Genomic DNA, 24,739 nt, shown 5'->3' with positions numbered 1-24,739 from the left:
TGAAGGACCTTGGTTTCTCCTCTGCCGCTCCTTGTAAGCTATCTTCAGACGCGGAATGAGCAGTATGCCCAGCGTATCCCGTCCTAGGACATGACGTTTTTGCTTCGCGTGTTAAAAGCTTTCGAGTGATTCTGAAGTATCGACTGTTCTTAACATATGTTAAGCATGTAATTTATTGCCCGGTTGGTCTCTTCAACTGGAACAAAGATCGCTGCGCGGGAATTGGTCTGCACTTGAGTGCATTCTGCACGCTCTTTCATCAATTTGATCATCAGCAGCGGCGTGGACCGAAACGATCCTCAGAGTGACGGAACTGCCCTGTCTGCTGCTGTCAGGAGTTCCCCAGAATGGGCGACGATCGCCAAATGCAGGCAGGTTTTGGAACAGCCTTCAACCCTAGCCCGGATCAGAAGAACGACCTCACAGCTGCCACTGGATCTGCAACGCAACCGGCAGCAGGCCCCATGCGCGTGATCGAACGCGGCGTCTATCGCGGGCCTCACCTCTACAGCCTCACCCCCATGGTCAGGATCAAGCTTGATCTTGGCGCCTTGGAGGAATGGCCGTCCAATCGCCTGCCGGGGTTCACCGAGCGCCTTCTGGCCCTCCTGCCGGGCCTGCACGAGCATGGCTGCAGCTTCCACGAGAGGGGCGGCTTCGTGCGACGCCTGGAGGAGGGCACCTGGCTCGGCCATGTGGCCGAGCACGTTGCCCTGGAACTTCAGACGCTGATCGGCTCCCGGGGCACCCGCGGCAAGACCCGATCCGTAAAGGGAGAGCACGGCGTCTACAACGTGATGTATGCATACCGTGATGCGGATGTCGGCCTGGTCGCCGGGCGCCTGGCGCTCCAGCTCGTCGATTCCCTGCTGCCGCTCGACCTGCAGGGCATCAAAGGGCTTGATCGCATCTACAGGGATGAGGACGAGCCTGCGTTCCGGAGTCCCTTCGATCTCGATTCAGCGCTCAAGGCGCTCCGATACGTGCACCGCCGCACCGCGCTGGGGCCGACGACGCAGTCGCTCGTGCATGAGGCCGAGCGGCGCGGCATCCCTGTCCTGCGCCTCGACGACCAGAGCCTCGTGCAACTGGGCACCGGACGCTATCAGAAGCGCATTCGTGCCAGCATCACGAGCTTGACGTCGTCGATCGCCACCGATGCAGCCAGCGACAAGGATCTCACGAAGAAGCTTCTTGCCGATGCGGGCCTGCCGGTTCCGCGGGGCGATGTCGTGCGCAACGTCGAGGACGCCGTGCGTGCAGCCGAGAGGATCGGCTATCCCGTTGTGATCAAACCCCTCGACGGCAATCATGGACGCGGCGTCAGCATCGATCTTTCCAACGCCGACGAGGTCGCTCACGCCTTTGCCGAGGCGAGCCAGCACAGCCGGCGTGTCATCGTCGAAAACTACTTCAAGGGCCGTGACCACCGCATCCTCGTGGTGAACGGAGAGGTGGTGGCCGTGGCCGAGCGCGTGCCGGCCCATGTGGTGGGTGACGGTGAGCGCAGCATCGCAGCCCTCGTCGAGGAGGTGAACAAGGATCCGCGTCGCGGCGAGGGCCATGAGAGCGTGATGACCCGTATCTCCATCGGGGACCATGCCCGGGCGGTGCTGGCCAAGTCGGGCCTGAGCCCGGAGAGCGTTCCCGCACTCGGTCAGGTCGTCTATCTGTGCGACACGGCAAACCTCTCGACCGGCGGTACGGCGATCGACCGCACGGACGACGTTCACCCCGATAACGCATTGATCGCCCGCCGCGCCGCCCGCGCCATCGGCCTGGACGTCGCCGGGATCGACTTCATCGCGCCGGACATCTCGCGCTCGGTTCACGAGACCGGTGGCGGTATCATCGAGGTCAACGCCGCCCCCGGGTTCCGCATGCACCTCCAGCCTTCGGAAGGGCGTGCCCGCAACGTGGCGCGGCCTGTCATGGACATGCTGTTCCCGCGCGGCGCGCCGACGCGAATCCCGATCCTTGCGATCACTGGGACAAACGGCAAATCCACCACCTCCCGCATGGTGGGCCATATCCTGCGGGCCCAGGGCCTGTGCGTCGGCCTGGCCTCCACGACGGGCATCTACATGAATGGCCGGCGGGTGGTGGATGCGGATGCCTCCGGTCCGTGGAGCGCACGTGTGGTGCTCAAGGAGCCGACTGTGGATGTGGCCGTGCTCGAGACCGCCCGCGGCGGCATCCTGCGGGAGGGCTTGGGGTTTATGGAATGCGACATTGGTCTCGTCACCAACATCCAGCCGGATCATCTCGGGCTGAAGGGCATCGACACCATCGAGGATCTCGCCTGGGTCAAGTCGGTCGTGGTCGAGGCGGTGCACCGCTATGGAACGAGCATCCTCAATGCGGACGATCCCATGTGCGTCGGCATGCGCCGCCGCGCCGGCGGCAGGCTCGGCTACTTCTCGCTTCGCGGCGGAGCCGACATGCCTGACTTCCTGCGCGAGCACATCGAGGACGGCGGCTTTGCCGTGGTCCGCGAGCCGGGGGCTATCGACGGCGGCGAGATCGTGATTCACGACGACGGCGACAGCATCCACCTGATGCGGGCCGCCGAGATCCCGGCAACCCTCGACGGTCTGGCCGAGTTCAACGTGCAGAATGCCCTGGGCGCCGTCGCCATGGCCTATGCGCAAGGTGTGCCGGCCAACGTCATCCGCAACGCCCTGTCCACCTTCACCACCTCCTTCGAGCAGAGCCCAGGCAGGCTCAACGTCTTCGACGGTCATGGCTTCCGGGTCATCCTCGACTACGCCCACAATCCGGCGGGCTTGAAGGCCTTAGGCGATCTGATCCTGAAGATGCGCCCGCGCCACCGCCGCGTCATCGGGATGATCAACATCCCCGGCGACCGGCGCGACGAGGACATGCGGGAGATGGGGGCGCTTGCGACGCGCTATTTCGACGAGATCATCTTCCGGGAGGATCCCGCCCGCCGCGGGCGCAGGCCCGGCGAGATCGTCGGCCTGCTGGCCGAGGGCGCGCTGGCGACGGGTTATCCAGAGGAACGGATCTGCCGCATCCTGGAGGAGGACGAGGCTGCCGATCTGTGCTTGCGCAAGGCGCGGCCGGGCGATCTCGTCGTGCTCACGCCCACCGATGTGGAAGCCATGTGGCAGCAGGTGCTCGACTTCCGGGCAGCTCCTTCCACATCCCTGGATGTGGAGATCGACCGGGAAGAGACGCCCGGTGTCTGGCGCAGGAGCGCCTGACCCGTTTCGTGAAGCTTTGCAGTGACCTGCCCCCTCCGTCCTCCAGGGCTGGTCGCTGCTGCAATGGAGACCCGTTCGGACATGCAGGAACGCACGAGGAAGAAGTCGAAAGGTCCCCTGATCATCATCGGCGGTGGCGAGGACAAGGAGGGCGAGCGCGTCATCCTGCAAGAGGTCGCCAGGCATCTGAACGGCGGCAGGCTCGTCATTGCGACCGTCGCCTCCCACGAGCCCGAGGGCTATTTCGAAGCCTATCAGAGGGCCTTCGCCGACCTTGGCGTGACGGATCTCGTCGAGATCTACGTCAAAGACCGGTCCGAGACCCTCAATCCGGACAAGCTAAGCCTCTTCGAGGGAGCTGCCGGCGTGTTCTTTTCAGGCGGTGATCAACTGCGGATCTCGAGCCAGATCGGCGACACCCCCATCGAGCAGCGGGTGCGCGAGATCCATGACCGGGGCGGGCTGCTCGCCGGCACCTCTGCCGGCGCGTCCGTGATGAGCGAAACGATGCTGGTGAAAGGAACGAGCGGGGAATCCTACAAAATCGGAGATCTGCACATGGCGCCGGGGCTTGGCCTCGTGCGCAACGTGATCATCGATCAGCATTTCGCCGAGCGAGGGCGGTTCGGGCGCCTGTTCGGAGCTGTGGCCCACAACCCGCGCGAGCTTGGAATCGGCATCGACGAGGATACCGCGCTGGTTCTGGAGGACGAGCGCTTCGAGGTCATCGGCAGCGGCTGCGTCTATGTGGTCGATGGAGCGGGCGTCACCCATTCCAACATCGCCGAGGCCGAGCCGGAGCGCTCCTTGTCCATGTACGACATCCGCATGCACGTGCTGAGTTCCGGCGATGCCTTCGATTTGGCCAAGCGCCGCCCCGCCGAAGTGCCTGATGTCCAGAAGAGCCATCGCATCGAGGTGCAGGTTTCGACCTGACGGGCCTGCGTGGCGGGAGCGAGCCGGCCGCTAAGAGGGACCGGCTCGCTGCTTAAGGATTGTTGCCGCCGGAATGCTTCTTGGGCGATTCGCCGGACTGCGCTGGATCGGTGCCCTGGGGCGGGTCGCATGCCGGCTTCACCTCGTCAGGGTCGCTCACGGCCTGGGTGACGGGCTCGCGCGCCGGCTCCTTCTGCGGTGGGGGACCCGCAACGGCCGAACCGCCCATGTACGATGGCGGATCGCTCGCCGGGAAGGAGTATTCCGAGCCGGCATCGACCAGATCGTCCTCTTCCTTCTTCACGCCCATGAATCGTCTCCCTGTTCGGAGGGCTAAGCCCTCGCAGGGGGAATGCAGGGGCTGCCCGCATGTTCAGGCGTGGCGATAAATAATCCCGGATCGCTGAAGGAGCGACCGTTCTGCCGGGTCCCGCTCTGGCCCTCGCATGAGCCTCCTCTATGTGCCACCCGAGACCGGAACCAACGGAGCCTATGCGGGAGAACGCCATGAAACAGACCCGTCGCAGCCTTCTCACAGGATTGGCCGTCTTGTCCGCCGCGGCTTCGTCGCCGTGGCGGGCCCTCGCCCAGTCCCCTTACCCGAGCAGGCCGGTCCGCGTGATCGTCCCCTACGCGGCCGGTGGAGGAACCGACTTCTTCGCCCGCCTCGTCTTCGCCGCCATGGGGCAGCAGCTGGGTCAGCAATTCGTCATCGAGAATCGTCCGGGCGCGGGCACCAATATCGGCGCCGAGGCCGTGGCGCGGGCGGAGCCCGACGGGTACACGCTTCTTCTGGGCGACACCGCGACCTTCGCGACGAACCGTACCCTCTACACGAAGCTCGCCTTCGACCCCTACAAGGACTTCAGCCCCGTCTCGCTGACGGGCCGCTTCGCCCTCGTGCTGCTCGTCAACGCGAACAAGCTGCCGGTGAACTCCGTTCGGGAACTCGTGGCCGAGGCCAAAAGGAACCCCGGCAAGATCAACTATGCGACGCCGGGCCTCGGCAGCCCGTTCCACCTGGCGACGGAGCTGCTTTCCCAGGGAGCCGGCGTCAAGCTCACCCATGTACCCTATCGCGGCGCGGCTCCCGCCGTGCAGGACCTCGTGGCCGGGCAGGTGGACATGATGTTCATCGACTTCGCCACTGCGCGCTCCCAGCTCTCCGGCCCCATCCGCGCCATAGCGGTAGCCTCGCCGAAGGAGTTTTCGGGTCTCCCGGGCGTGCCCACGGTCGCGGCAGACTATCCGGGCTTCGAGGCCTGGGCCTGGCAGGGTTTCGTCGCGCCGGCGGGAACGCCTGCGGAGATCGTCTCCAAGCTGAACGACAGCTACAGGAGCGTCGTTGCTCAGCAGGAGATCCGCGACAAGCTGACGGGGGCCGGCGTCGACGTGCTCCAGAGCTCTCCTGCGGAGATGGCAGCCTACATGCGGGAGGAGGGCTCAAAGTGGGAGAAGGTCATCCGAACGGCCGGGATCACCCTGGAGTGATGCGGCCGAGTCAGTTCCGATCCCACCGGTAGGGGCCCCTGTCGCCTTCGGGGCAGCTCGCGGGCGAGGTGGCCTGCGCCATCTGGATCAGCGAATCGGTCGGCAGGGCCGCAATCTCGCGAATGATCTTGGTGCGGATGGCGTTGGCGAAATGCTGGCGCTCCCGCACGGGAATGGTGAAGGCCCCTTCGCCCCCGATGACGCAATCCCTGTAGTAGAGATCGAGATGCTCCATGTCGCCGAAGCCGCTCGGCCGCTTGAGCATGATCGGCAGCCCGTTGATGGTGATCCCCTTGGCAACGGCCTCGTCGCGGGCCGCCATGACGCTGCGCCCGCTGCTGTTGGGCCCGTCGCCGGAAATATCGATAACCCGTCGCATGGCCTGAACGCCCGTCTGCTCCAGAAGCTTCACCCCGAAATCGATGGCTCCGGAAATGGAGGTGCGCCGGACGCGGCCGATGGGGGTGCTGCTCAGGCCGTCTGCAAACCTCATCGCGCTCTCGAGGCCGTCGATGATGGTCCAGGGAACGATGATCTGCTGATACTCCACGCCGGACCATTCCACATAGGTGACGATGATCCGGCCGATCATGCCGTTGCGAATGGCGTCGTGCACCTGGGGCGAGCGGAACGCCTCCATGAAACCTTCGCGCTGGAGCTCCTGCTCCTCCGGATCCATGGAGCGCGAGACGTCCACGGCCAGGACGAGGGCGACATCGACCTCCGTCTCTGCCCTGGCATCGTGAGGGAAGAGCCATGCCCCCAGGGCCATCCATGCTGCGGCGATGCCAAGAAGCCCTCGGTTCATAGCTGTCTCCCTTCCACCAAGGGCAAAGCTGACAGGAATCGGGAGGCCGGCAAGGCCGGAGGACCCCATATCCGCCGGAAGGGACCTCAATTTAGCGTGAGCGTGCTGTGAATTAGTCCTTTCGGCCCCTGCGGGCCGGCTCTACCTCGAAAGAGTTGGGGGTGAGGATTGCGGCTGCAGCCAGAGCCTGGAACGTTGGTCGGCAGCTTCACATTTTTATCTTATAGCCCATGACCGCCGCCCCGGAACGGTATAAAGCGGGCCGATTGTTGCGTAGGAGTTGCCGATGGCCGAGATCATCGCCTTCAAGGATCTCAAGAAGATTGCCGACCGGTGCGAGGTGCTGTCCCTTTTCGAGCCCAGGCCTGCCTCCAGCAAGAAGTCACGCCCGGCTCCGGCGGGCTTCGAGTTCCCGAGCTCGCGGCCGTTCATCTCGGGCAACCTGACCGACCTCTTCGAGCAGGCCAGCGCCGTGGCGATGCGCCATCACCACGGGGACCCGAGAGTGCCGGCGACCGTTGCCGAGAAGTGCCTCGAGCTCATCAAGGCCCTCGAGGAGCACGCGGAGCCCGAATAAGCGGACGCCGCGTGAATTCATCCAGGCGTTTTTTGCCGGCATGTCCGATGCAGCCGGCGGCCCCGCATGACGCTTCCCGCGTTGAACTCAAGGAATTTTTAACTCTGAACCGCCAAAGCATGCACGGGGCACCGCCCATCGGTTGCTTTTGGCGGGCGATTGGCCAATCCTGTCCCATCAGCACGATATCTGTGGCAGGTTGAGCTGCTCGCCGTTTTCTTATGCAGCTCAAAGGCATGATGCCGCTCTGCCAGGCCGGTGGGAATCCGGCAGGTCTGAACTCCCCAAGTCTCCCCATTCGAACTTTCGTCGATTCGGCTCCTTGCGAGACCGACATCAGGAAGTGCTGCGGTGCCGACGTGTTGAAGTCTTTTCCTTCCGCTGGACGTCCAGGACAGCCGTTTTTCCGTGGAGTCGTGCTGCCTGTCCTGCTGGTGGCGATGGCGATCCTTTGCCTGGCGTCGGTCTCGATCCTATGGGCTGTGCAGAAGAGCAACGACGTTTCCGCCGAGCGCCAGTTGCGCACGACGCATCGCAGCATTCAGGCCATCGTTCAGGAACTCGCCCAGCAGCAGGAAATGGTCGCCGTCTGGGATGATGCGGTCGAGGAGCTGAACAAGGATCAGTTCGACCTCAAATGGTTCGACGCCAATCTCGGCATCTGGCTCAGCAAGACGTTCGGCCAGGACGAGGTCTATATCCTGAACGGCCATGACGAGCCCATCGATGCAACGATCGATGCCGCACGTGTATCCGTTCGGGAGTTCGACCGCATCAAGGGAAAGATCGCCGATCTCATTGCTGGAATCCGCGGGATGCCCGACTCGCCGCATCGGGAGCATGTCGCGGAGCGTGCCAATGCCGCCTACCTGACCACCGGGAAGGCCGTTCACGACGCGCACCTGCTGGAGCTCCTCGGGAGCCCGGCGGCGGTGAGCATCATGAAGATCGTGCCGGAATCGGACGACGTGTCCTACAAGTCCGGACGCGAGTTCCTGCTGGTGAGCATCCGCTACCTGGACGGCAGCTTCATCAAGCAGCTGTCGGAGCGAAACCTGATCGACGGGCTTCGCTTTTCCCTCGTCGACAACCCGGCTTCGAATGAAGTCTCGGTCCCGTTCCGCTCTGATATCGGCGATCTCATCGGTTATTTCATCTGGAAGCCCGAACTGCCCGGCGATCGGGTCCTGAGTTCGGTCGGCCCCGCCATGAGCCTGGCCGCCATGGCCATTCTCGCCCTGCTCGGCATGCTCGTGCGGCGGTTGAAGCACTCCACCTCCGCTCTCGAGAGAACGGTTCTCGAACTGAAGGCAAGCGAGGCGCAGGCGCATCATCTGGCATTCCACGATGTGCTCACCGGGCTGCCCAACCGCACCCTGTTCGAAGACCGGCTCAATCATGCTCTGGCGCGGGTGCAGCGGGGCGAGCAGGTTGCCCTGATGATGCTGGATCTCGACCGGTTCAAGCACGTCAACGATACGCTCGGGCATCATGCGGGCGACAGCCTCATCCGCGAGTTCGGCGCACGCCTGTCAGATCTCGTCGGGGCCGACGATACCGTCACGCGACTGGGCGGAGACGAGTTCGCCATCGTCCAGGTCCGCACCGGAGCCGAGGAGGCGAAACGCCTGTGCGAAAGGATCATCGCCGCAGCGCAGGAACCCTACGATGTTCTGGGCAGCCAGGTCTTCGTCGGCGTCAGCATCGGGCTCGTCCTCTCGCCCGAGGACGGCGTGGAGCGCATCGATCTGCTCCGGAAGGCCGACATTGCACTCTACCGGGCCAAGGCCGGCGGTCGTAACTGCTATTGCTGCTTTACGCCGGAGATGGACGAAACCATCGCCGTGCATCGCATGATCGAGGAGGACCTTCGCCATGCGCTTGCAACGGGTGAGGGACTTGAGGTCGTTTATCAGCCTCAGATCGGATCGGCTGGCGCCGTCGTCGGCGTCGAGGCCCTGGCCCGTTGGCAGCACCCTACCCATGGTCATATTCCACCGAGCCAGTTCATTCCCGTCGCGGAGCAGACGGGCCTCATCGTCCCGTTCGGCGAGTGGGTGCTGCGGCAGGCTTGCTCCGCATCCCGTCGTTGGCCCGATCTCTACGTGTCCGTCAATCTCTCGCCTGTGCAGTTCAGGGTTGCCAGCTTCGTCGACCGGGTCGTCGCCATCGTCCAGGAGACCGGCTGCGATCCGCGCAGGGTCGAACTCGAGGTCACGGAGAGCGTGCTGCTGGATGAGAACAGCGGAACCATCGCGGCCCTCCGCAGATTGCGGCATGCGGGATTCCGCATCGCGCTGGACGACTTCGGCACGGGATATTCGAGCCTGGGATACCTTCACCGGTTCGAGGTCGACAAGATCAAGATCGACCGTTCGTTCACCCAGAGCCTGGGCCAGGGCAGCAAGGCCGCTGCCGTCGTCCACGCGATCGTGGCGCTTGGGCGGGCCATGTCCCTGACGGTGACGGCGGAGGGTGTGGAAACGGATACCCAGAAGAATTTTCTCCATACCGCAGGCTGCAACGAGATGCAGGGTTTCCTGTTCTCGAAGGCCGTCTCGGCAGAGAAGCTGACGCAGATGCTGTCTCAGTTGCCGATCACGGAAACGGCCGGAGCCAAGCCTGCACGGTCAATGGTGCCACTCGGCGCACCTGTCGAGGCGTAGCTGTTGTATCGGAACAGGAGTAAGCGCCTTAACGACAGTATTGTGAAGCTTCGGAGAGGGAGAGTTACCCCTTCCGGGGCACGTTCCCCAGAGGAACTAAACCTTTCTGCAGTTGTTATCGCCACGCTCGATCCAATTTTGGATCACATTCCTGGACATGGTTTCATTCTCCTAGGGCATTTTGCCTGCTTTGGCTCGGGTGGATGGGGACATGTTCCTCGTTTGAACGTTGCGGTACAACACAAGGGGGCTGCGCAGCCAATGGGCCACGATGTCGTCTACAAAGAACAGATCCTTCCCATCGCTCAAGATCCGTTCCAGAATGTCACGACTGTTCTGGTCTGCAACAACACTCTCCTTCGCACGGGCATCAGCCATATCCTGGCGGAGACTCGCTTCATTCTGACGGACGAACCGCTCGAGGACCCGGCCGGCCTGCCGGTCTTCGCCGACAAGGTGCCGATGCTCTTCCTGATCTGCGAGAGCCGCTCGCCGGAGGAGTATCGCTCCATCGTGGAGGATCTCAAAGCGAAGTGCCCCTCGGCGCGCGTCGTCGTGGTTGCTGACCTCGCCGAGCCGCAGACGATCATCCAGCTGTGCCGGGCGGGACTCGACGGGTTCTGCCCCACGAGCATGGACCGACACGCCCTGGTGAAGGCCCTGGAGCTGGTGATGCTCGGCGAAACGTTCATTCCGGCATCCCTGGGCCTCGCCCTGCTGGATCAGGCGCGGCAGGACCGCGCTATCGAACTGGGGCGCTCCGCCCCGTTCCCACCGACCGACGACCCCTCCGCCCTGATTGGAAAGCTGTCGGAGCGCGAGGCGCAGATCCTGCGGTGCCTGACGCAAGGCGCCTCGAACAAGCTCATCGCCCGCGAGCTGGGGGTTGCAGAAGCCACCGTCAAGGTTCACATCAAGGCGATCCTGCGCAAGGTGAAGGCCGCCAACAGGACGCAGGCCGCGATGTGGGCGGCGGGCTACCTCAATTCCGCACAGGGAGGCAGGACGCTGATCCCCGGCGAATAGAAGTTTCAGCCCTCGCGTTGAGGGTGAAGCCAGCTAAAACTTTGATCGCCAAGCTGAAACAGCCGCCCGGCTGATCCCTGCTCGCCCATGGAGGAGGTCTACCCCTATCGGAGTAGCCCATGTGGCGAGTTGCGGATCAGTCGAGAGCGGCTGTAAGCCTGATTTCACCCTGATGGCGAGCCGGATAATGACTAAGTAAGAGCGTAGATTGCGCCTCAGGCTCATACGACAACAAGGCACCTGAAGGGTGCATGGGGCGCATCATGGATTATCAAGTCGAACTCGTGGCTCGCGCGTTTTACGATGCTGAGCATGAAGACTATTCGTGGGACGGCGAGTCGGAAGTCGTCAGGGATGAGTTCCGCGAATATGCTCGCAACGCCATCAACCTTCTTCACGAGGATATTGGCATTCTGATCATGGCTCTGCAGCGCGCGACGGCTGCCGAGAATCCCGAGCGGGCGAGAGCCGCAGCCTGAACTGCTCACTTATCGGTGTGATGAGGGGATCGGCCGCTCACGGCGCGATCCCCTTCGCACGGACGCGCCTGCTTGATCGGATCGGTTCAGTGCGCGTCCGGCGGCAGGTCCGCGATGCGCTTGATTTCATAGACGGCCAGCATCAGGACGATCGACATCACAACCAGCCCGAGAGCATTGGTGAGGACGCTGGCGCTTACCCCGGACGCCGAGGAGACGATGGCCAGCAGAAGCAAAAAGGGCAGGCCGAGGGCAATGGCCATAACGGCAAGGAAAGACCGGGTCATCGAAGCAATCCTCACGGTTTGAAAGCTTCTTAGTAGGCTTCGAATCGTGGAGAAATTAGGGTCGAGCTTGCGACCCTTTCGAGCCTTTGCCTCGCTGCCGCAAAAGCGCCGATGCAGCTCAAGGCTGCTCTAGAAATCCCAGCGCTGAGCCTTGGAGACGAGAAAGTCGCGGAAGACCTGGACCCGCGCGACGGAGCGCATCTCCTCGGGATAGACCAGGTAGCTGTCGAGCGACGGCATCTCCACATCGCGCAGCACCTGCTTCACCCTCGGATTGGTGCTCATGGCATAGTCGGGAGCCATCCCGATTCCGGCGCCGTTCTCGATGGCCTGCCTGAGGGCGAGGCTGTCGTTGACCACCAGCCGGCTGGCCCGCGGATCCTTCGGATCGCGGCCAAGATGCGTCAGGCTGTGCAGGTCCAGGATGAAGGCGGGCTGATCGCCTCCCAGGCAGACGATCGCATGCCTGTCGAGATCCGTAATGGTTTCAGGCTCACCGAAGCGCTCGATATAGGCGTGCGCCGCATAGGCATGATACTGGACGGTGAAGAGGCGGCGCTGGATCAGGTCGGGCTGGGCCGGGCGGCGCAGGCGGATGGCGATGTCGGCCTGGCGCATGGCGAGATCGAGCTCATCGTTGGTGAGGATCAGCTGGATGCGCACGTCGGGGTAAAGATCGAGAAACTCCGTGATGCGCCGCGCGAGCCAGATCCCGCCGATGCCCACGGTGGCCGTGACCCGCAGATCCCCGGCCGGCCGCTCGCTCGTCTCCGTCAGGCGCTGGCGCGTCTCCTCCAGGCGAAGGCGGATGTCCTGCGCGGCCCGGTACAGCACGTCTCCGTGCTCCGTCAGCACGAGCCCGCGCGGGTGCCGGTGAAAGAGCGGAACCTTCAGGTCGTGTTCGAGGGCGCTGATCTGCCGGCTCACCGAGGATTGGTTGACGCCCAGCTTTTCGCCGGCGCGGGTGAAGTTTCCGGCGCTGACCACTTCGTAGAACAGCCTGATCTTGTCCCAGTCCAAGGCGGATCCCTAACCAGTGAGGCGGCATAGGATGCCGCGGGCAGGCCAGAGAAGAATCCTGCAGGCCCTCAGGTCAAGCCCCGGTCCGGCACGGATCGTCAGCTCCCGGCTTTCGCGCACGGCGCATCGGACCGCTCGGACAACGAAAAAGCCCGGGGAGTTGTCCCCGGGCGTTGTTTGTTTTGTTCGTGTTCGGTTTAGTGTCCAGAGGTGGACTGGGCCGATTTCTGCGGGTTGTAGTCCTTGAACACGGCCGGGTTGTCGGGCCCCTCCACCTGCAGAATGCCCGCCAGGCCACGCTCCACCCGGCTCAAGGCATGGTCCACCAGGATGTAGTTGCCGGGCACCTCCACCTTGAAGTCCACCACGCTCGCCCCGCCCGGAGGCGTGGTGATCGTCTGCACGTCCTTCATGGGCGAGCTCAAGGAGGCCATCGGATAGGCCTTGTCGAAGATCTCCCCGATCACGTGGAAGGACGAGGTGTAGTTCGGGCCGCCCACCCCGAAGTAGATCCGCACCGTCTCGCCCACCTTGGCTTTCAGCGGGTTCTTCTTGAGCGCATCGGTCGAGCCGTTGAAGACGAAGTATTCCGGCCGCTCGCTCAGAAGCTTGTCGATGCTCTCCTCCAGGAGGCCTTTGGTGCCATAGGCCTGCTCGGTGTAGAGCTCGCCCTGCATCACGTAGTACTCGTGGTCCACCTTGGGCAGGCCCTCCTCCGGCTCCACCAGGATCAGCCCGTACATGCCGTTGGCAATGTGCGAGGCCACCGTGGGCGTGGCGCAATGGTAGACGTACAGGCCCGGATTGAGCGCCTTGAACTCGAAGCCGCGGGTCTCGCCGGGAGCAGCCTCCGTGGCCTTGGCACCGCCGCCGGGGCCTGTGACCGCATGGAAGTCGACGTTATGCATCATGACGCTGTCGTCGGCGTTCTTCATCTTGACTTCGACCGTGTCGCCCACGCGTACCCTAACGAAGGGTCCAGGCACCTTCCTGTTGAAGGTCCAGTAGTGGTAGCTGGTGCCGTCCGCCAACTCGCCGGTGACCTCGACGGTCTCCAGGTCGACCTTGACGCGCTGCGGTCCGCGCTTGCCGAGGGGGCCGGGCAGGTCGGAGGGCAGGCGCACCACGCTCACAGGGGCGGCGCTTGCGGTCGAGGCGGAGCCGTGCAGGTGGGGAGTCGCGGCGGCAAGCTTGTCGCCGGCGAAGGCCGGCAGGGAGAGCCCGGCCGTGGTAGCAAGGGCAAGAGCGGCAGCGGTCGCAAGCAGCGGCCGGCGTCCCGAGAACATGCAAAGGGTCATGAGTGTCTCCTGTGTGGGACCGCCTGGCGGATCGTTCTGAGGTCCGTCGTCGGAATGAAGCTTTTCTACTCCCGCATCCCGAACACCTGTTTGTTGCAACGCAAATAAAACGCGGATGATCTCCCTCGCGCGCACTCATTTCGGAGCGGGTGCAGGATCTTGCGAAGATCAGGGAGGGAGCAGCATGCATCCTGCCTCAGGCCGTGCCCGAGGCAGGATGTTCTCGGCGTATTCCTCAAGAGAAATCAGTTGCGGAGGACGGAGAGAGCAGGGGCAATCCAGGCCGAGGCCGCAATCAGAACGAGCCACCCTGCGAACAGGGCGCGCCAGCCTGCGGGCCCGTCCCGGAGCTTGAGGAAATCCATCAGCATGGATCGTCCCTTGACGACGCAGGCAGCGAGCACGATGCCGCTCCCGGCAAGGCCATGGAAGCCGGCATGCCCGGTCACCATGCTCAGAAGCGTGAGAAGAACGAGAAGAGCCCAGGTGCGGGTGGCGTCGCCGACGATTCTCATCGCGGCGTCACCCGACCAGATAGACCAGAGGGAACATCACGACCCACACAAGGTCGACCATGTGCCAGAACGCGGTGCCGGTCTTCAGGCTCTCCAGGCTGGCGTCCAGGGCCACGGCGGCAAGGATGACGATCCCCAGCACGACGTGCATAAGATGGAAGCCCGTGAGGAGAAAGTAGAGCGTGAAGAACATGTCGGTCTCAAGCCCGATTCCCATCCTTCTCTTCGCGGCATATTCGGCGATCTTGACGGCGGCGAACGCACAGCCCAGGAGGATCGCGCCAGCAACGAGAAGCCGCGTTCTGCGCCGGCGCTCAGCGGCGCAGGCTTCGACGGCCAAGGCGGCGAGCCATCCGCTGGTGATCAGGATGATCGTGTTCATGCCGCCCAGGGTGGGATCGAGCTGCGCCCGGCCTGCCGCGAAGACCTCCGGATGAACGGCGCCCGTGACTGCAAACGTGATAAAGAGCAAGCCGAAGGTCACGATTTCCGTCAGGATCAGAACCCACATCATGGGGTGCCCCGGCAGATCCGAGAGCATGCCCCAGGAGCGGCTGTCTTCCGACGTGATCACCGGTTCCGGCAACGATCAGGCAGCCGCACGGCTGATGCGCACGCGCCAGAGCTCCGGCCCTGCCTCCTCATAGTCCCATTCGAAGGCGCCAGGGTAGTTCACGTTGAACTGGTACAGAAGGGGTCTCGGGTCGTGATCGTTCACGAGCACGAACCCTTCGCCCTCGCGAAGCCGGTCGAAGGTGCTGAAGACCAGAGGGTGACGCATCCGCGGCATGATCTGGCGGACGTCGATGAGGGTTTGGGGCGCGTTGCAGCTGCACATCGGACGATCTCCTGAGGGACTGCCGCGCGGGGAGCGGCTCTTCCTTCGAACGCCAGATCCCTCGCCGATGCGCCCCGGATCTTCTTTGCTCCACCGCAAGGAAATTGCCGATCCTTGCACCCGCCCGGTTTTGTTGATGCCGCGCAAAGACGGGCGGCTGAAATCGGGGACAATGACCCCATGCTGTCATTCACCCTCTCAAGCGAGGCCTCCATGCCCGTTGAAGCCACCCAGCTCGTCGACGACGTCATGCGGCGCTGGCCTGCGACGATCCGTGTTTTCCTGAAGTATCGCATGCATTGCGTCGGTTGCCCGATCACGTGCTTCCATACGGTCAGCGACGCATGCCGCGAGCACAACGTCGATCAGGCAGAGTTCCTGGATGAGCTCAATGCCAGCGTCGAGCAGGGTCCCGCCGTCGATGTGGCCGAGTGCGCCGTCACGACAGCCCGCTGGCCGTCTTGAATCCGGACGCCTCTGCCTTGCCTCCCGGCCCTGCCCGGATGCGGTCAGGTGCTTCGCCGTTCGACCAGCACATGGCCCGTGTCCACAATGCGCGCAGATCCGTCAGGGGGCTCCCCGTGGATGCTGCTGAGGATCAGACGGGCCGCCTCCCTTCCGATCAGATCCCCTGAGGGGCGGATGGTGGTCAGGGAGGGAATGCACGAAGCGCTGAAATCGAGGTCGCCGAAGCCCAGTATGGCGATGCTCTCCGGAACGGCGATGCCCCGGCGCTGACATTCGAAAAGAGCGCCGAGAGCGATCAGGTCGTTCGAGCAGGCGATGCCGTCCAGGTCAGGGATCTGCTGCAGGGCCCGGTTCAGCAGGAGGGATCCGGCTTCCACCGTGGCGGCGCCCGGATGATTGATGATCTCGCAGGTTCGCGGCTCGCCTTGTCTTGCCTCCTCCACGAACCCGCTGGCCCGCTTCGCCGCCCGGTGATCCTCCTGCATGCGGGCGCCGAGGAAGGCCAGGGTGCGGCGCCCCTTGGAGAGCAGGTGGCGTGCAGCGGTCGCTCCGACCTGCGGATGCGAGAACCCCACCGCCATGTCGATCGGATCCGCTCCGAGTTCCCACATTTCGACGACGGGAACACCGCTGGCCTGCAGCAGCTTTCGGGTTCCGGCGCTGTGGGAGAGCCCGGTCAGGACCACGGCGGCCGGCGCCCAGGACAACGCCGTGCGCACCAGGGCCTCCTCCTGCTCCTCGCCATACTCGCTGTGGCCGAGGAGCACCTGGAACCCCTCCGCGACGAGCGCGGACTGAAGGCTCGAGACGGTTTCGGCGAAGAAGGCATTGCGAATCGAGGGCACGATGACGCTGACGACCTTGGAGGATGCCGCCGCCAGGCCTCCGGCCACGAGATTGGGAACATAGCCCAGGGCCGCGATGGCCCGGGCAATCTCCTGGCCTGCCGCAGGGGAAACGGCCGCAGGCTTGCGAAGATAGAGCGAGACGGTGGATGGGGAGACCTGGGCCAGCTTGGCCACATCCATCATCGTGACGCGCTGCATCTTGCGCCGTCTCCGAGGCGTTCGATCTCGCAAGCTGCTGCTGTGAGCGTCCATCCGCTTCCCTCTCGTAGCGCTCCGATGAAAGAGGCTGCTGTACTATAGGGTGTCTTTGCCCGGTATTGAAGCCAAAACTCGCTATATAGAACCAAACTTGTGCTCTTTTACGTAAAAGAGCGCCCGGCTGCTGACCTCAACTGCCAGCTTGCGCAACCTGGATCGTAGCGCTATGATAGACTCAATAAACCACTTCGCCGGATGCCGGCGGCAGGGGCAGGAGCGCAGGCAAGGTGCTCTTTGCGCAGCAGAACAACAGGGAGGGAGCATGTCGTCGGTCAGCTTCCGCAAGCTTGAGAAGAGTTACGGTGCCCTCCGGATCGTGAAGGGCATCGACCTGGAGATCGAAGATCGCGAGTTCGTCGTGCTGGTCGGCCCCTCCGGCTGCGGCAAGTCGACGACGCTGCGCATGCTGGCCGGCCTCGAAAGCATCAGCGGCGGCGAGATCCGGATCGGCGAGAGGGTGGTGAACAAGCTGCCGCCCCGCGAGCGCGACATCGCCATGGTGTTCCAGGATTACGCGCTCTATCCCCATAAGACGGTCTACGAGAACATGGCTTTCAGCCTGAAGGTGCGCGGCATCCCGGCGGCCGAGATCAAGCCCCGGATCGCTCAGGCGGCGGAAATGCTCGGCATCTCCCAGCTTCTCGACCGCAAACCCTCACAGCTCTCCGGCGGCCAGCGTCAGCGCGTGGCCATGGGCCGCGCCATCGTGCGCCGGCCCCAGGTCTTCCTCTTCGACGAACCGCTCTCCAACCTCGACGCGAAGCTGCGCGGCCAGGTGCGCACCGAGATCAAGCGGCTTCACCAGGCCATCGGCACCACCATCATCTACGTCACGCACGACCAGGTGGAGGCGATGACGCTCGCCGACCGAATCGTGATCCTCAAGGGCGGAGAGATCGAGCAGGTCGGCACGCCCGACGAGGTCTACAACAACCCGGCCAGCGTCTTCGTCGGCGGCTTCATCGGCTCGCCCGCCATGAACTTCGCCAAGGGCACGATCCGCGGCGGACGGGTGGCGTTCGACGGCGGTTCCCACATCCCGCTGACCGCAAAGGCTGCAGGCAAGGCCCAGGGTCTCGAGGGGCGGGAGGTCGTCGTCGGTATCCGCCCCGAACACTTCGTTCCGGCCGGCGAGGGGCATGGCCTCTCGGGTCGCGTGCAGGTCGTCGAGCCCTTGGGCTCCGACACGCTCATCCATTTCGCTTTTGGATCGGCCACCCTGACGGCGCGCGTCGCGCCGGAGCTGCGGCCGCATCCCGGCGAGACCTTGTCCATCGGTGTCGATCCATCCCGGATTCATCTGTTCGATGCGGCAACGGAGCGGTCGCTCGCCTAGGAGAGCGTATCGCAGCAACAAGAAGAAGGCGATGTGAGCCGATCGCAGTCACCTTCCATGGAGGAACACATGAACTTCAAGACAACCACGACGCTGCTGCTTGCCGGCGCGGCGTTCGGGCTGACGGCCTCCGCCGCCACGGCCCAGACCAACCTGCGCGTCTTCGTCTCCAGCCAGCACCGCCCCGACGTGTGGCGCAAGGCCTTCGACATGTACGAGGCCAAGAACGCGAACGTGAAGGTCACCATCGAGACCGGCGGCAACACTTCGGAGCAGCAGGCGCAGTACCTCAACACCGTCATGACCGCGAAGGATACCTCCCTCGACGTCATGATTCTGGACGTGATCCGCCCGGCGCAATATGCCGCTGCCGGCTGGACCGTGCCTTTCAACGAGGTGCTCGGCAACGATGCCGCCAACTACATGAAGCGCTACCTCCCGGCCTATGCGGAGGCGAACACCGTCGATGGCAAGATCGTGGCCCTGCCGGCTTTCGCCGACGCCATGTTCCTCTACTATCGCAAGGATCTGCTGGAAAAGCACGGCATCCAGCCGCCGCAGACCTGGGATCAGCTCGCCGCCGCCGCCAAGAAGATCACCGAGGCCGAGAAGGACCCGAACCTGCAGGGCCTCTCCTTCCAGGGCAGGGCGATCGAGGGCGCGGTCTGCACCTTCCTCCTGCCCTACTGGAGCATGGGCAAGCAGCTCGTATCCGACGGCAAGCTTTCCTTCGACAAGGAAACTGCGGTGAAGTCGCTGAAGCTGTGGAAGGACTTTGTCGACCAGGGCGTCGCCAAGAAGAACATCGCAGAGGTGGCGACCGACGACACCCGCAAGGAGTTCCAGGCCGGCAACGTGGTCTTTGCGGTGAACTGGTCCTATGCCTGGGGGCAGTTCCAGGGCGCCGAGTCCGCCGTGAAGGACAAGGTCGGCGTGGTGAAGCTGCCGGCCGTGCAGGGTGGGCAGTCGGCCTCCTGCCTCGGCGGCTGGGAATGGGGCGTGTCGGCCTATTCCAACAACAAGACCGAGGCCCAGAAATTCGTGCAGTTCCTGTCGAGCCCGGAGGTTTCGGAGTTCATGGCGATCAATGCCGCCCTGCTGCCGCAGTTCCCGGAGGTCTACACGGATGCCGACGTGACCAAGGCGGTGCCGTGGTTCGCCAGTGCCCGCCCGGTGGTCGAGACCGCCAAGGCGCGTCCGGTGACGCCGCGCTACAACGAGGTGAGCGAGATCATTCGCACCACCGTCAACGCGGTTCTCGCCGGCCAGCAGACGCCTGAGGAAGGCGCCACGCAGATGGAAGGCCGCCTGCGCCGCGTGCTGCGCTGAGGCTCGAAAACCCAAGACCTTCGACGGACGCCCGCGGGCGTCCGTCCTCCACCTCCGACCCGGCAGGATGAGGACCATGGCAACAGCCAGCGAAACGACCCTGGTAAGGGCGCCCAGCGAGAGCGGCACGAAATGGTGGACGCGTTTCCTCGATCCGAGCGAGCGGACCCTTGCGGTGCTGTTGCTCATGCCTGCGGCGCTTCTGCTGACGCTCATCATCGTCTATCCCGTCTGCCGTCTGATCTGGACGAGCTTCCAGAATCTATCCCTGACCTCCGGCGTGCCCGCGAGCTTCGCGGGGCTCGAGAACTACGCCCTCATGCTGGAAGACCCGGTGTTCTGGGAGACCACCTGGAACACGGTTCTCATCACGCTCATCACCGTTCCCGGGGCGCTGCTCGTGGGCCTGGGGCTTGCTCTCATGGCGAACCTGCCGTTCAACGTGAAGTGGCCCGTTCGCCTGTCGCTGCTCATTCCGTGGGCGCTCCCGCTCTCCTTCGCCGGCCTGATCTTCGCCTGGTTCTTCCATTCCGAGTACGGCGTGGTGAACGACGTGCTTCGCCGTCTCGGCATCGAGGGGGTGATCTGGTTCAACTCGGCCAACTGGGCCTTCGCGGCGATCTGCCTGACGATCATCTGGAAAACCTCCTCCTTCATGGCGCTCATCATCCTGGCCGGGCTTCAGACGATCCCGCGCTCGCTCTACGAGGCGGCGGAGGTGGACGGGGCAGGGCGGTTCAGGCAGTTCTTCGAGATCACGCTTCCGCTCCTGAAGCCCTCCATCGTCGTGGCGCTGATCTTCCGCACCATCACCGCGTTGCAGACCTTCGACATTCCCTACACCATGACGCGGGGCGGCCCCGGCACATCCACGGCGACGCTTGCCATGTACATCCACCAGAACACGGTCGACTTCCTCGATCTCGGCTACGGCTCGGCGCTGGCCGTGGTCATGTTCGCCCTCTCCATGGGTGTGACGGCCGTCTACCTGCGCATGATCCGGGCCAAGGGGTGACGCCATGAGCCACGATACGCCTGCCAACCAGTCGATCCTCTCCGGCAAGCCGCTGCGCATCCTGATCGGCTTCATCCTGGTCGTGAACGGCATGTTCCCGGCCCTGTGGATCCTGTTCACGTCGCTCAAGACCGAAGCCGAGCTGACCGTGAAGCCGATCACCTGGCTGCCGCATGCGCCGACGATCGCGAACTATCTGCGCGCCTTCACGGACCAGCCCCTGCTGCTGTTCCTGTTCAACAGCTTCATGGTGGCGATCCTCTCCACCGCGCTGACGCTCTTCATATCCGTGCTCGCCGCCTATGCGCTCGCCCGGCTCCAGATCCGCGGGCGCGACCTCATCCTGTCGGCCATCATCGCCGTGTCGACCTTCCCGCTCGTCACGCTGCTGGTGCCGCTCTTCGAGATCATGCGGGCGCTCGGCCTGCTCAACACCTGGGTGGCCCTGATCCTGCCCTATACGGTGCTGAGCCTGCCGGTCTGCACCCTGATCCTGGTCTCGTTCTTCGAAGGGATCCCCCGTGATCTCGAGAACTCGGCCATGATCGACGGCTGCACCCGCATCGGCGCCCTGTTCAAGGTGGTGGTGCCGCTTTCGGCTCCGGGCGTCTTCACGGCGGGCATCCTCGCCTTCGTCAATGCCTGGGACGAGTTCCTGCTCGCGCTTTCGTTCAATTCCAACCCCATGCTGCGCACGCTGCCCGTCGGCATCACGCTCTACCAGGGCGAGTTCGCCTTCCCATGGCCGGTGATCTCGGCGGCGCTCGTCGTCGGCATCGTGCCCGTCGCGGTCCTGATCGTGATCTTCCAGGAGCGCGTCGTGTCCGGCCTCACCTCCGGCGGCATCAAGGGATAAGGACATTTGCCATGACACGCCGAACGATCGGGGAGCTGCGGAGTCAGCGCTGGTTCGCCTCCGACGACATGCGCGGCTTCGCGCACCGCCAGCGCACGCAGCAGATGGGCATGCGGCGGGAGGAGTTCCTCGGAAAGCCCGTCGTCGCCATCGTCAACACCTGGAGCGACCTCAGCCCCTGCCATTCCCACCTGCGCGACCGCGCGGAGGCCGTGAAGCGCGGCGTCTGGCAGGCCGGCGGCTATCCGGTGGAACTCCCGGCGCTTTCGGTCGGAGAGGTGATGGTGAAGCCCACCACCATGCTCTACCGCAACTTCCTGGCCATGGAGGTGGAGGAGCTCCTGCGCTCCCATCCCATCGATGGCGCCGTGCTGCTCGGCGGCTGCGACAAGTCCACGCCGGGCCTGCTCATGGGCGCGATCAGCATGGACATCCCGGTGATCTACTGTCCGGCAGGACCCATGTCGAACGGGCAGTGGCGCGGGCAGAAGACGGGAGCCGGCACCCATACGAAGAAGTATTGGGACGAGCTTCGCGCCGGCAACATCACACAGGCCGATTGGGTCGATCTGGAGAGCCGGATGACCCGCTCCATCGGCACCTGCAACACCATGGGGACGGCGTCCACGATGACGTCCATCGTGGACGCCATGGGCTTTACGCTGCCGGGCGCCTCCTCCATTCCCGCGGCAGACAGCGGCCACCCGCGCATGGCCTCGGCCTGCGGCGAGCGCATCGTGGAGATGATTTGGGAAGACCTGAAACCGTCCCGCTTCCTCGATGCCAGAAGCTTCCGCAACGGACTTGTGACCTACATGGCGCTGGGCGGCTCCACCAATGCCGCCGTCCATCTCATCGCCATGGCGCGCCGCGCCGGCATCGATCTCACCTTGGACGACATGTCCGACATGGCGGGGCGTGTGCCGGTCTGCGCCAACCTCTTTCCCTCGGGCGAGTACCTGATGGAGGATTTCTATTTCGCAGGCGGGCTGCCGGCGCTGCTCAAGAAGCTCGAGCGGCATCTCGAGCCCGACGCTGCGACCGTGAACGGCAGGACGCTGGGCGAGAACATCGCCGGAGCCGAATGCTGGAACGACGAGGTCATCCGCGGAGAGGACAATCCGGTCGTGCCGCTCTCGCGCGGCAAGACGCTGGCCGTGCTGCGCGGCAATCTCGCTCCCAATGGCGCCGTCATGAAATCCTCCGCGGCCAACCCGAAATTCCTCAAGCATGTGGGGCCGGCGCTCGTCTTCGACAGCCCCGCCGAGATGAACCGCACCATCGACGATCCGGATCTCGATATTACCGAGGATACGGTCATCGTGCTGCGCAATGCGGGACCCGTCGGTGCGCCCGGCATGCCGGAATGGGGCAACCTGCCGATCCCGAAGAAGCTCTTGAAACAAGGCGTGCGCGATATGGTGCGCATCTGCGACGGGCGCATGAGCGGCACCCATTACGGCACCTGCATCCTGCACGTGGCGCCGGAGGCGGCCGTGGGCGGCCCCCTCGGTCTTCTCAGGACGGGAGACCTCGTGGAACTCGACGTGGAGGCCGGTCGCCTCGACATGCGGGTCGACGAGAAGGAACTGGAGCGTCGCCGCGCTGAATGGAAGCCCGCAGCCTTGCGCTACGAGCGCTCCTTCGCCGCTCTCTACCAGCGCCACGTTTCCCAGGCCGACGAAGGCTGTGATTTCGACTTCCTGGCCACCCGCAGTCTCGTGGCCGAGCCCTCCATCTTCTGAAAGAATTGCCATGGCCGACATCGAAAACCGTTTCAAGGGCTGGCTGAAGGGCGAGGGACCGAAGCCGCCGCTCGGCACCTGGCTCATGGCAGCGGCCCCTGCCACCGCCGAGGCGATGGGCTATAGCGGCTTCGACTTCCTCGTGGTCGATATGGAGCATGTGCCGATCGAGGTGTCGGATCTGGCGCATATCCTGCGCGCCATCGGCTGCACGCCGGCCGAACCCGTGGTGAGGCTCGCCTGGAACGATCAGGTGCTCGTCAAGCGCGTGCTCGATGCGGGCGCCCGAACGGTCATGCTGCCCTTCGTGCAGACGGCCGAGGAGGCGCGCCAAGCCGTCTCCTTCGCGAAATATCCGCCGGAAGGCGTACGCGGCGTCGCCGCCGTGCATCGCGGCTCGCGCTTTGGCCGCGCCACGGACTACCTCAAGCGCGCCAACGATCACGTGGCGGTCATCGTGCAGCTCGAGACGCCGGAGGCCATCGAGCGGCTGCCGGAGATCGCGTCCGTTTCCGGAATCGATGCCTTGTTCGTCGGACCGGGCGATCTCGCCGCATCCATGGGGCATATCGGCAACATCGCCCATCCCGAGGTCCAGGCGCTGATCGAGAGGGCTGCCGCGATGGCGCAGAACGCCGGGAAGCCTGTCGGCATCGTTGGCCCCAATCCCGACATGGTGCGGCGATTCATCGGCTACGGCTACAGCTACGTGGCGGTTGCCTCCGACATTGCCATGATGACGGGCCGCGCCTCCGAATGGCTCGGTTCCCTGCGGGACCAGCCTGCCCCGGCAAGCGCTCCGGCTGCGGCTTATTGAGGATCGAGGCGATGCCCCTGACGGTCGAGCTCGACCTCCGAGCCCAACTGGGCGAGTGCCCGATTTGGTCCGCCGAGGAGCAGGCGCTGTACTTCGTCGACATCAAAGGTTGCGCGCTCCATCGCTACAAACCCGCGAGCGGAGCGCACGACGTCACACCCATGCCCGAGGAGATCGGCTGCATCGGGTTCAGGAAGGGCGGCGGCTTCATCGCAGGCTTCCGCTCCGGCTTGTGGCTCCTCGATTCCCGAGGCCGGCGCGAGAGGAAGCTCGCCGATAATCCGGAGAACCAGAGCACCAGCCGCTTCAACGATGGCCGTGTCGATCCGGCAGGACGCTTCCTCGCCGGCACCATCGACGAGCCGAAGGAGGGCGGCAAGGCGCATCTCTACCGCTACGACCAGCGCGGGCTCGCGACGCTGGCGGGAGGATTGCTGACCTCGAACGGCGTCGCCTTCTCGCCGGACGGCCGCACCCTCTACCACTCCGACACGCCGACCTTCACGGTGTGGCGCTATGCCTACGATCCTGCAAACGGCGAGGCGAGGGACAAGACCCTGTTCGTGCGCCTTCAGCCCACCGAAGACGACCGGGGGCGCCCCGACGGCGCGGCCGTGGATGCGGAAGGCTGCTACTGGACTGCCCTGTTCGAGGGCGGGCGCGTTCAACGCTATGCTCCCGATGGAGCCCTGTTGGCGGAATACGCCGTTCCGGCCCGTTGTCCCACGATGGTGTGCTTCGGCGGGCCCGATCTGAGAACGCTCTATGTGACCTCCGCCCGCACCGGCCGGTCGGAGGACGAGCTTAAGACCTTTCCCCATTCCGGCAGCCTGTTTGCCATGCCGGTCGATGTGCCGGGCCTGCCCGAATCCCGTTTCGATCCGTCCGTTTAAGGCCGT

General features: G+C 64.3%; 24 protein-coding genes. 15 read left to right on the top strand and 9 right to left on the bottom strand.

Going from position 1 to position 24,739, the window contains the following annotated elements; genetic code table 11:
* Nucleotides 1-464 precede the first annotated feature (464 nt).
* Nucleotides 465-3,227, top strand: coding sequence for a cyanophycin synthetase (gene cphA, locus GR303_RS09505; protein ID WP_161722169.1), 2,763 nt, complete (start codon nt 465-467; stop codon nt 3,225-3,227).
* An 81-nt stretch (nt 3,228-3,308) separates the two neighbouring features.
* Nucleotides 3,309-4,163: a cyanophycinase gene (locus GR303_RS09500; RefSeq protein WP_161722170.1), complete on the top strand. Its 855-nt coding sequence runs from the start codon at nt 3,309-3,311 to the stop codon at nt 4,161-4,163.
* A 52-nt stretch (nt 4,164-4,215) separates the two neighbouring features.
* Here GR303_RS09500 and GR303_RS09495 read toward each other — a convergent pair whose 3' ends face one another.
* Nucleotides 4,216-4,473, bottom strand: coding sequence for a hypothetical protein (locus tag GR303_RS09495; RefSeq protein WP_161722171.1), 258 nt, complete (start codon nt 4,471-4,473; stop codon nt 4,216-4,218).
* Nucleotides 4,474-4,670: 197 nt separating this feature from the next.
* Between GR303_RS09495 and GR303_RS09490 the strand changes: the two genes are divergently transcribed.
* Nucleotides 4,671-5,654, top strand: coding sequence for a Bug family tripartite tricarboxylate transporter substrate binding protein (locus tag GR303_RS09490; protein WP_246205375.1), 984 nt, complete (start codon nt 4,671-4,673; stop codon nt 5,652-5,654).
* A 10-nt stretch (nt 5,655-5,664) separates the two neighbouring features.
* Here the strand turns inward: GR303_RS09490 and GR303_RS09485 are convergent, their stop codons facing one another.
* Nucleotides 5,665-6,462: a DUF1194 domain-containing protein gene (locus GR303_RS09485; protein ID WP_161722173.1), complete on the bottom strand. Its 798-nt coding sequence runs from the start codon at nt 6,460-6,462 to the stop codon at nt 5,665-5,667.
* A gap of 286 nt (nt 6,463-6,748) precedes the next feature.
* Between GR303_RS09485 and GR303_RS09480 the strand changes: the two genes are divergently transcribed.
* From GR303_RS09480 to GR303_RS09465, 4 genes are all read left to right on the top strand, one after another.
* Nucleotides 6,749-7,039, top strand: a complete 291-nt coding sequence (locus tag GR303_RS09480) for a hypothetical protein (protein WP_161722174.1) — start codon at nt 6,749-6,751, stop codon at nt 7,037-7,039.
* Nucleotides 7,040-7,455: 416 nt separating this feature from the next.
* Entirely contained in the window at nt 7,456-9,705 is a 2,250-nt protein-coding gene (locus GR303_RS09475; protein WP_161722175.1) for an EAL domain-containing protein, read from the top strand.
* A gap of 261 nt (nt 9,706-9,966) precedes the next feature.
* A complete protein-coding gene (locus tag GR303_RS09470; RefSeq protein ID WP_161722176.1) occupies nt 9,967-10,731 on the top strand; it encodes a LuxR C-terminal-related transcriptional regulator in 765 nt (254 codons plus the stop codon).
* Between the two features lie 251 nt (nt 10,732-10,982).
* Nucleotides 10,983-11,210 (top strand): hypothetical protein, encoded by a 228-nt coding sequence (locus GR303_RS09465; protein WP_246205378.1) that lies wholly within the window; start codon nt 10,983-10,985, stop codon nt 11,208-11,210.
* 86 nt (nt 11,211-11,296) lie between these two features.
* Here the strand turns inward: GR303_RS09465 and GR303_RS09460 are convergent, their stop codons facing one another.
* The 6 genes from GR303_RS09460 to GR303_RS09435 all read right to left on the bottom strand — a co-directional run bounded on the left by GR303_RS09460 (nt 11,297) and on the right by GR303_RS09435 (nt 15,168).
* Nucleotides 11,297-11,497: a hypothetical protein gene (locus GR303_RS09460; RefSeq protein ID WP_161722177.1), complete on the bottom strand. Its 201-nt coding sequence runs from the start codon at nt 11,495-11,497 to the stop codon at nt 11,297-11,299.
* A 129-nt stretch (nt 11,498-11,626) separates the two neighbouring features.
* Complete coding sequence (locus tag GR303_RS09455) at nt 11,627-12,517, bottom strand: LysR family transcriptional regulator (RefSeq protein ID WP_161722178.1); 891 nt, start codon at nt 12,515-12,517, stop codon at nt 11,627-11,629.
* A 197-nt stretch (nt 12,518-12,714) separates the two neighbouring features.
* Nucleotides 12,715-13,815, bottom strand: coding sequence for a copper-containing nitrite reductase (gene nirK / locus GR303_RS09450; RefSeq protein WP_246205381.1), 1,101 nt, complete (start codon nt 13,813-13,815; stop codon nt 12,715-12,717).
* A 245-nt stretch (nt 13,816-14,060) separates the two neighbouring features.
* A complete protein-coding gene (locus GR303_RS09445; protein ID WP_161722179.1) occupies nt 14,061-14,330 on the bottom strand; it encodes a cytochrome C oxidase subunit IV family protein in 270 nt (89 codons plus the stop codon).
* A 7-nt stretch (nt 14,331-14,337) separates the two neighbouring features.
* The gene (locus tag GR303_RS09440) at nt 14,338-14,871 is read right to left on the bottom strand and encodes a cytochrome c oxidase subunit 3 (RefSeq protein WP_161722304.1); all 534 of its coding nucleotides are present in this window, start codon (nt 14,869-14,871) and stop codon (nt 14,338-14,340) included.
* A gap of 48 nt (nt 14,872-14,919) precedes the next feature.
* Nucleotides 14,920-15,168 (bottom strand): DUF2249 domain-containing protein, encoded by a 249-nt coding sequence (locus tag GR303_RS09435; protein WP_161722180.1) that lies wholly within the window; start codon nt 15,166-15,168, stop codon nt 14,920-14,922.
* 114 nt (nt 15,169-15,282) lie between these two features.
* Between GR303_RS09435 and GR303_RS09430 the strand changes: the two genes are divergently transcribed.
* On the top strand, nt 15,283-15,633 hold the full coding sequence (locus tag GR303_RS09430) for a DUF1858 domain-containing protein (protein ID WP_425487096.1): 351 nt from the start codon (nt 15,283-15,285) through the stop codon (nt 15,631-15,633).
* 44 nt (nt 15,634-15,677) lie between these two features.
* Here GR303_RS09430 and GR303_RS09425 read toward each other — a convergent pair whose 3' ends face one another.
* Nucleotides 15,678-16,682, bottom strand: coding sequence for a LacI family DNA-binding transcriptional regulator (locus GR303_RS09425; RefSeq protein WP_246205382.1), 1,005 nt, complete (start codon nt 16,680-16,682; stop codon nt 15,678-15,680).
* 322 nt (nt 16,683-17,004) lie between these two features.
* Here GR303_RS09425 and GR303_RS09420 point away from each other — a divergent pair, with 322 nt between their 5' ends.
* From GR303_RS09420 to GR303_RS09390, 7 genes are all read left to right on the top strand, one after another.
* Nucleotides 17,005-18,078, top strand: a complete 1,074-nt coding sequence (locus GR303_RS09420; RefSeq protein WP_161722181.1) for an ABC transporter ATP-binding protein — start codon at nt 17,005-17,007, stop codon at nt 18,076-18,078.
* A 69-nt stretch (nt 18,079-18,147) separates the two neighbouring features.
* Nucleotides 18,148-19,407, top strand: a complete 1,260-nt coding sequence (locus tag GR303_RS09415) for an ABC transporter substrate-binding protein (protein WP_161722182.1) — start codon at nt 18,148-18,150, stop codon at nt 19,405-19,407.
* A 76-nt stretch (nt 19,408-19,483) separates the two neighbouring features.
* Nucleotides 19,484-20,422 (top strand): carbohydrate ABC transporter permease, encoded by a 939-nt coding sequence (locus tag GR303_RS09410; protein ID WP_161722183.1) that lies wholly within the window; start codon nt 19,484-19,486, stop codon nt 20,420-20,422.
* 4 nt (nt 20,423-20,426) lie between these two features.
* Complete coding sequence (locus GR303_RS09405) at nt 20,427-21,278, top strand: carbohydrate ABC transporter permease (protein ID WP_161722184.1); 852 nt, start codon at nt 20,427-20,429, stop codon at nt 21,276-21,278.
* An 11-nt stretch (nt 21,279-21,289) separates the two neighbouring features.
* A complete protein-coding gene (gene araD, locus GR303_RS09400) occupies nt 21,290-23,023 on the top strand; it encodes an L-arabinonate dehydratase (RefSeq protein ID WP_161722185.1) in 1,734 nt (577 codons plus the stop codon).
* Nucleotides 23,024-23,033: 10 nt separating this feature from the next.
* Entirely contained in the window at nt 23,034-23,840 is an 807-nt protein-coding gene (locus tag GR303_RS09395) for an HpcH/HpaI aldolase family protein (protein ID WP_161722186.1), read from the top strand.
* Between the two features lie 11 nt (nt 23,841-23,851).
* Nucleotides 23,852-24,733, top strand: a complete 882-nt coding sequence (locus GR303_RS09390) for an SMP-30/gluconolactonase/LRE family protein (RefSeq protein WP_161722187.1) — start codon at nt 23,852-23,854, stop codon at nt 24,731-24,733.
* The last annotated feature ends 6 nt before the right edge of the window (nt 24,734-24,739 follow it).

The organism is Microvirga arsenatis (genome assembly GCF_009910705.1).
Taxonomy (GTDB): domain Bacteria; phylum Pseudomonadota; class Alphaproteobacteria; order Rhizobiales; family Beijerinckiaceae; genus Microvirga; species Microvirga arsenatis.
Note: the sequence above shows the minus strand (reverse complement) of the source record. Positions and strands in the feature narration are given on the sequence as shown.

Coding starts and splice junctions, on each gene's coding strand:
- cphA (WP_161722169.1), top strand. CDS start 465: ATGCGCGTGATCGAACGCGGCGTCTATCGCGGGCCTCACCTCTACAGC.
- GR303_RS09500 (WP_161722170.1), top strand. CDS start 3,309: ATGCAGGAACGCACGAGGAAGAAGTCGAAAGGTCCCCTGATCATCATC.
- GR303_RS09495 (WP_161722171.1), bottom strand. CDS start 4,473: ATGGGCGTGAAGAAGGAAGAGGACGATCTGGTCGATGCCGGCTCGGAA.
- GR303_RS09490 (WP_246205375.1), top strand. CDS start 4,671: ATGAAACAGACCCGTCGCAGCCTTCTCACAGGATTGGCCGTCTTGTCC.
- GR303_RS09485 (WP_161722173.1), bottom strand. CDS start 6,462: ATGAACCGAGGGCTTCTTGGCATCGCCGCAGCATGGATGGCCCTGGGG.
- GR303_RS09480 (WP_161722174.1), top strand. CDS start 6,749: ATGGCCGAGATCATCGCCTTCAAGGATCTCAAGAAGATTGCCGACCGG.
- GR303_RS09470 (WP_161722176.1), top strand. CDS start 9,967: ATGGGCCACGATGTCGTCTACAAAGAACAGATCCTTCCCATCGCTCAA.
- GR303_RS09465 (WP_246205378.1), top strand. CDS start 10,983: ATGGGGCGCATCATGGATTATCAAGTCGAACTCGTGGCTCGCGCGTTT.
- GR303_RS09460 (WP_161722177.1), bottom strand. CDS start 11,497: ATGACCCGGTCTTTCCTTGCCGTTATGGCCATTGCCCTCGGCCTGCCC.
- nirK (WP_246205381.1), bottom strand. CDS start 13,815: ATGACCCTTTGCATGTTCTCGGGACGCCGGCCGCTGCTTGCGACCGCT.
- GR303_RS09445 (WP_161722179.1), bottom strand. CDS start 14,330: ATGAGAATCGTCGGCGACGCCACCCGCACCTGGGCTCTTCTCGTTCTT.
- GR303_RS09440 (WP_161722304.1), bottom strand. CDS start 14,871: ATGCTCTCGGATCTGCCGGGGCACCCCATGATGTGGGTTCTGATCCTG.
- GR303_RS09435 (WP_161722180.1), bottom strand. CDS start 15,168: ATGTGCAGCTGCAACGCGCCCCAAACCCTCATCGACGTCCGCCAGATC.
- GR303_RS09425 (WP_246205382.1), bottom strand. CDS start 16,682: ATGCAGCGCGTCACGATGATGGATGTGGCCAAGCTGGCCCAGGTCTCC.
- GR303_RS09420 (WP_161722181.1), top strand. CDS start 17,005: ATGTCGTCGGTCAGCTTCCGCAAGCTTGAGAAGAGTTACGGTGCCCTC.
- GR303_RS09415 (WP_161722182.1), top strand. CDS start 18,148: ATGAACTTCAAGACAACCACGACGCTGCTGCTTGCCGGCGCGGCGTTC.
- GR303_RS09410 (WP_161722183.1), top strand. CDS start 19,484: ATGGCAACAGCCAGCGAAACGACCCTGGTAAGGGCGCCCAGCGAGAGC.
- GR303_RS09405 (WP_161722184.1), top strand. CDS start 20,427: ATGAGCCACGATACGCCTGCCAACCAGTCGATCCTCTCCGGCAAGCCG.
- araD (WP_161722185.1), top strand. CDS start 21,290: ATGACACGCCGAACGATCGGGGAGCTGCGGAGTCAGCGCTGGTTCGCC.
- GR303_RS09395 (WP_161722186.1), top strand. CDS start 23,034: ATGGCCGACATCGAAAACCGTTTCAAGGGCTGGCTGAAGGGCGAGGGA.
- GR303_RS09390 (WP_161722187.1), top strand. CDS start 23,852: ATGCCCCTGACGGTCGAGCTCGACCTCCGAGCCCAACTGGGCGAGTGC.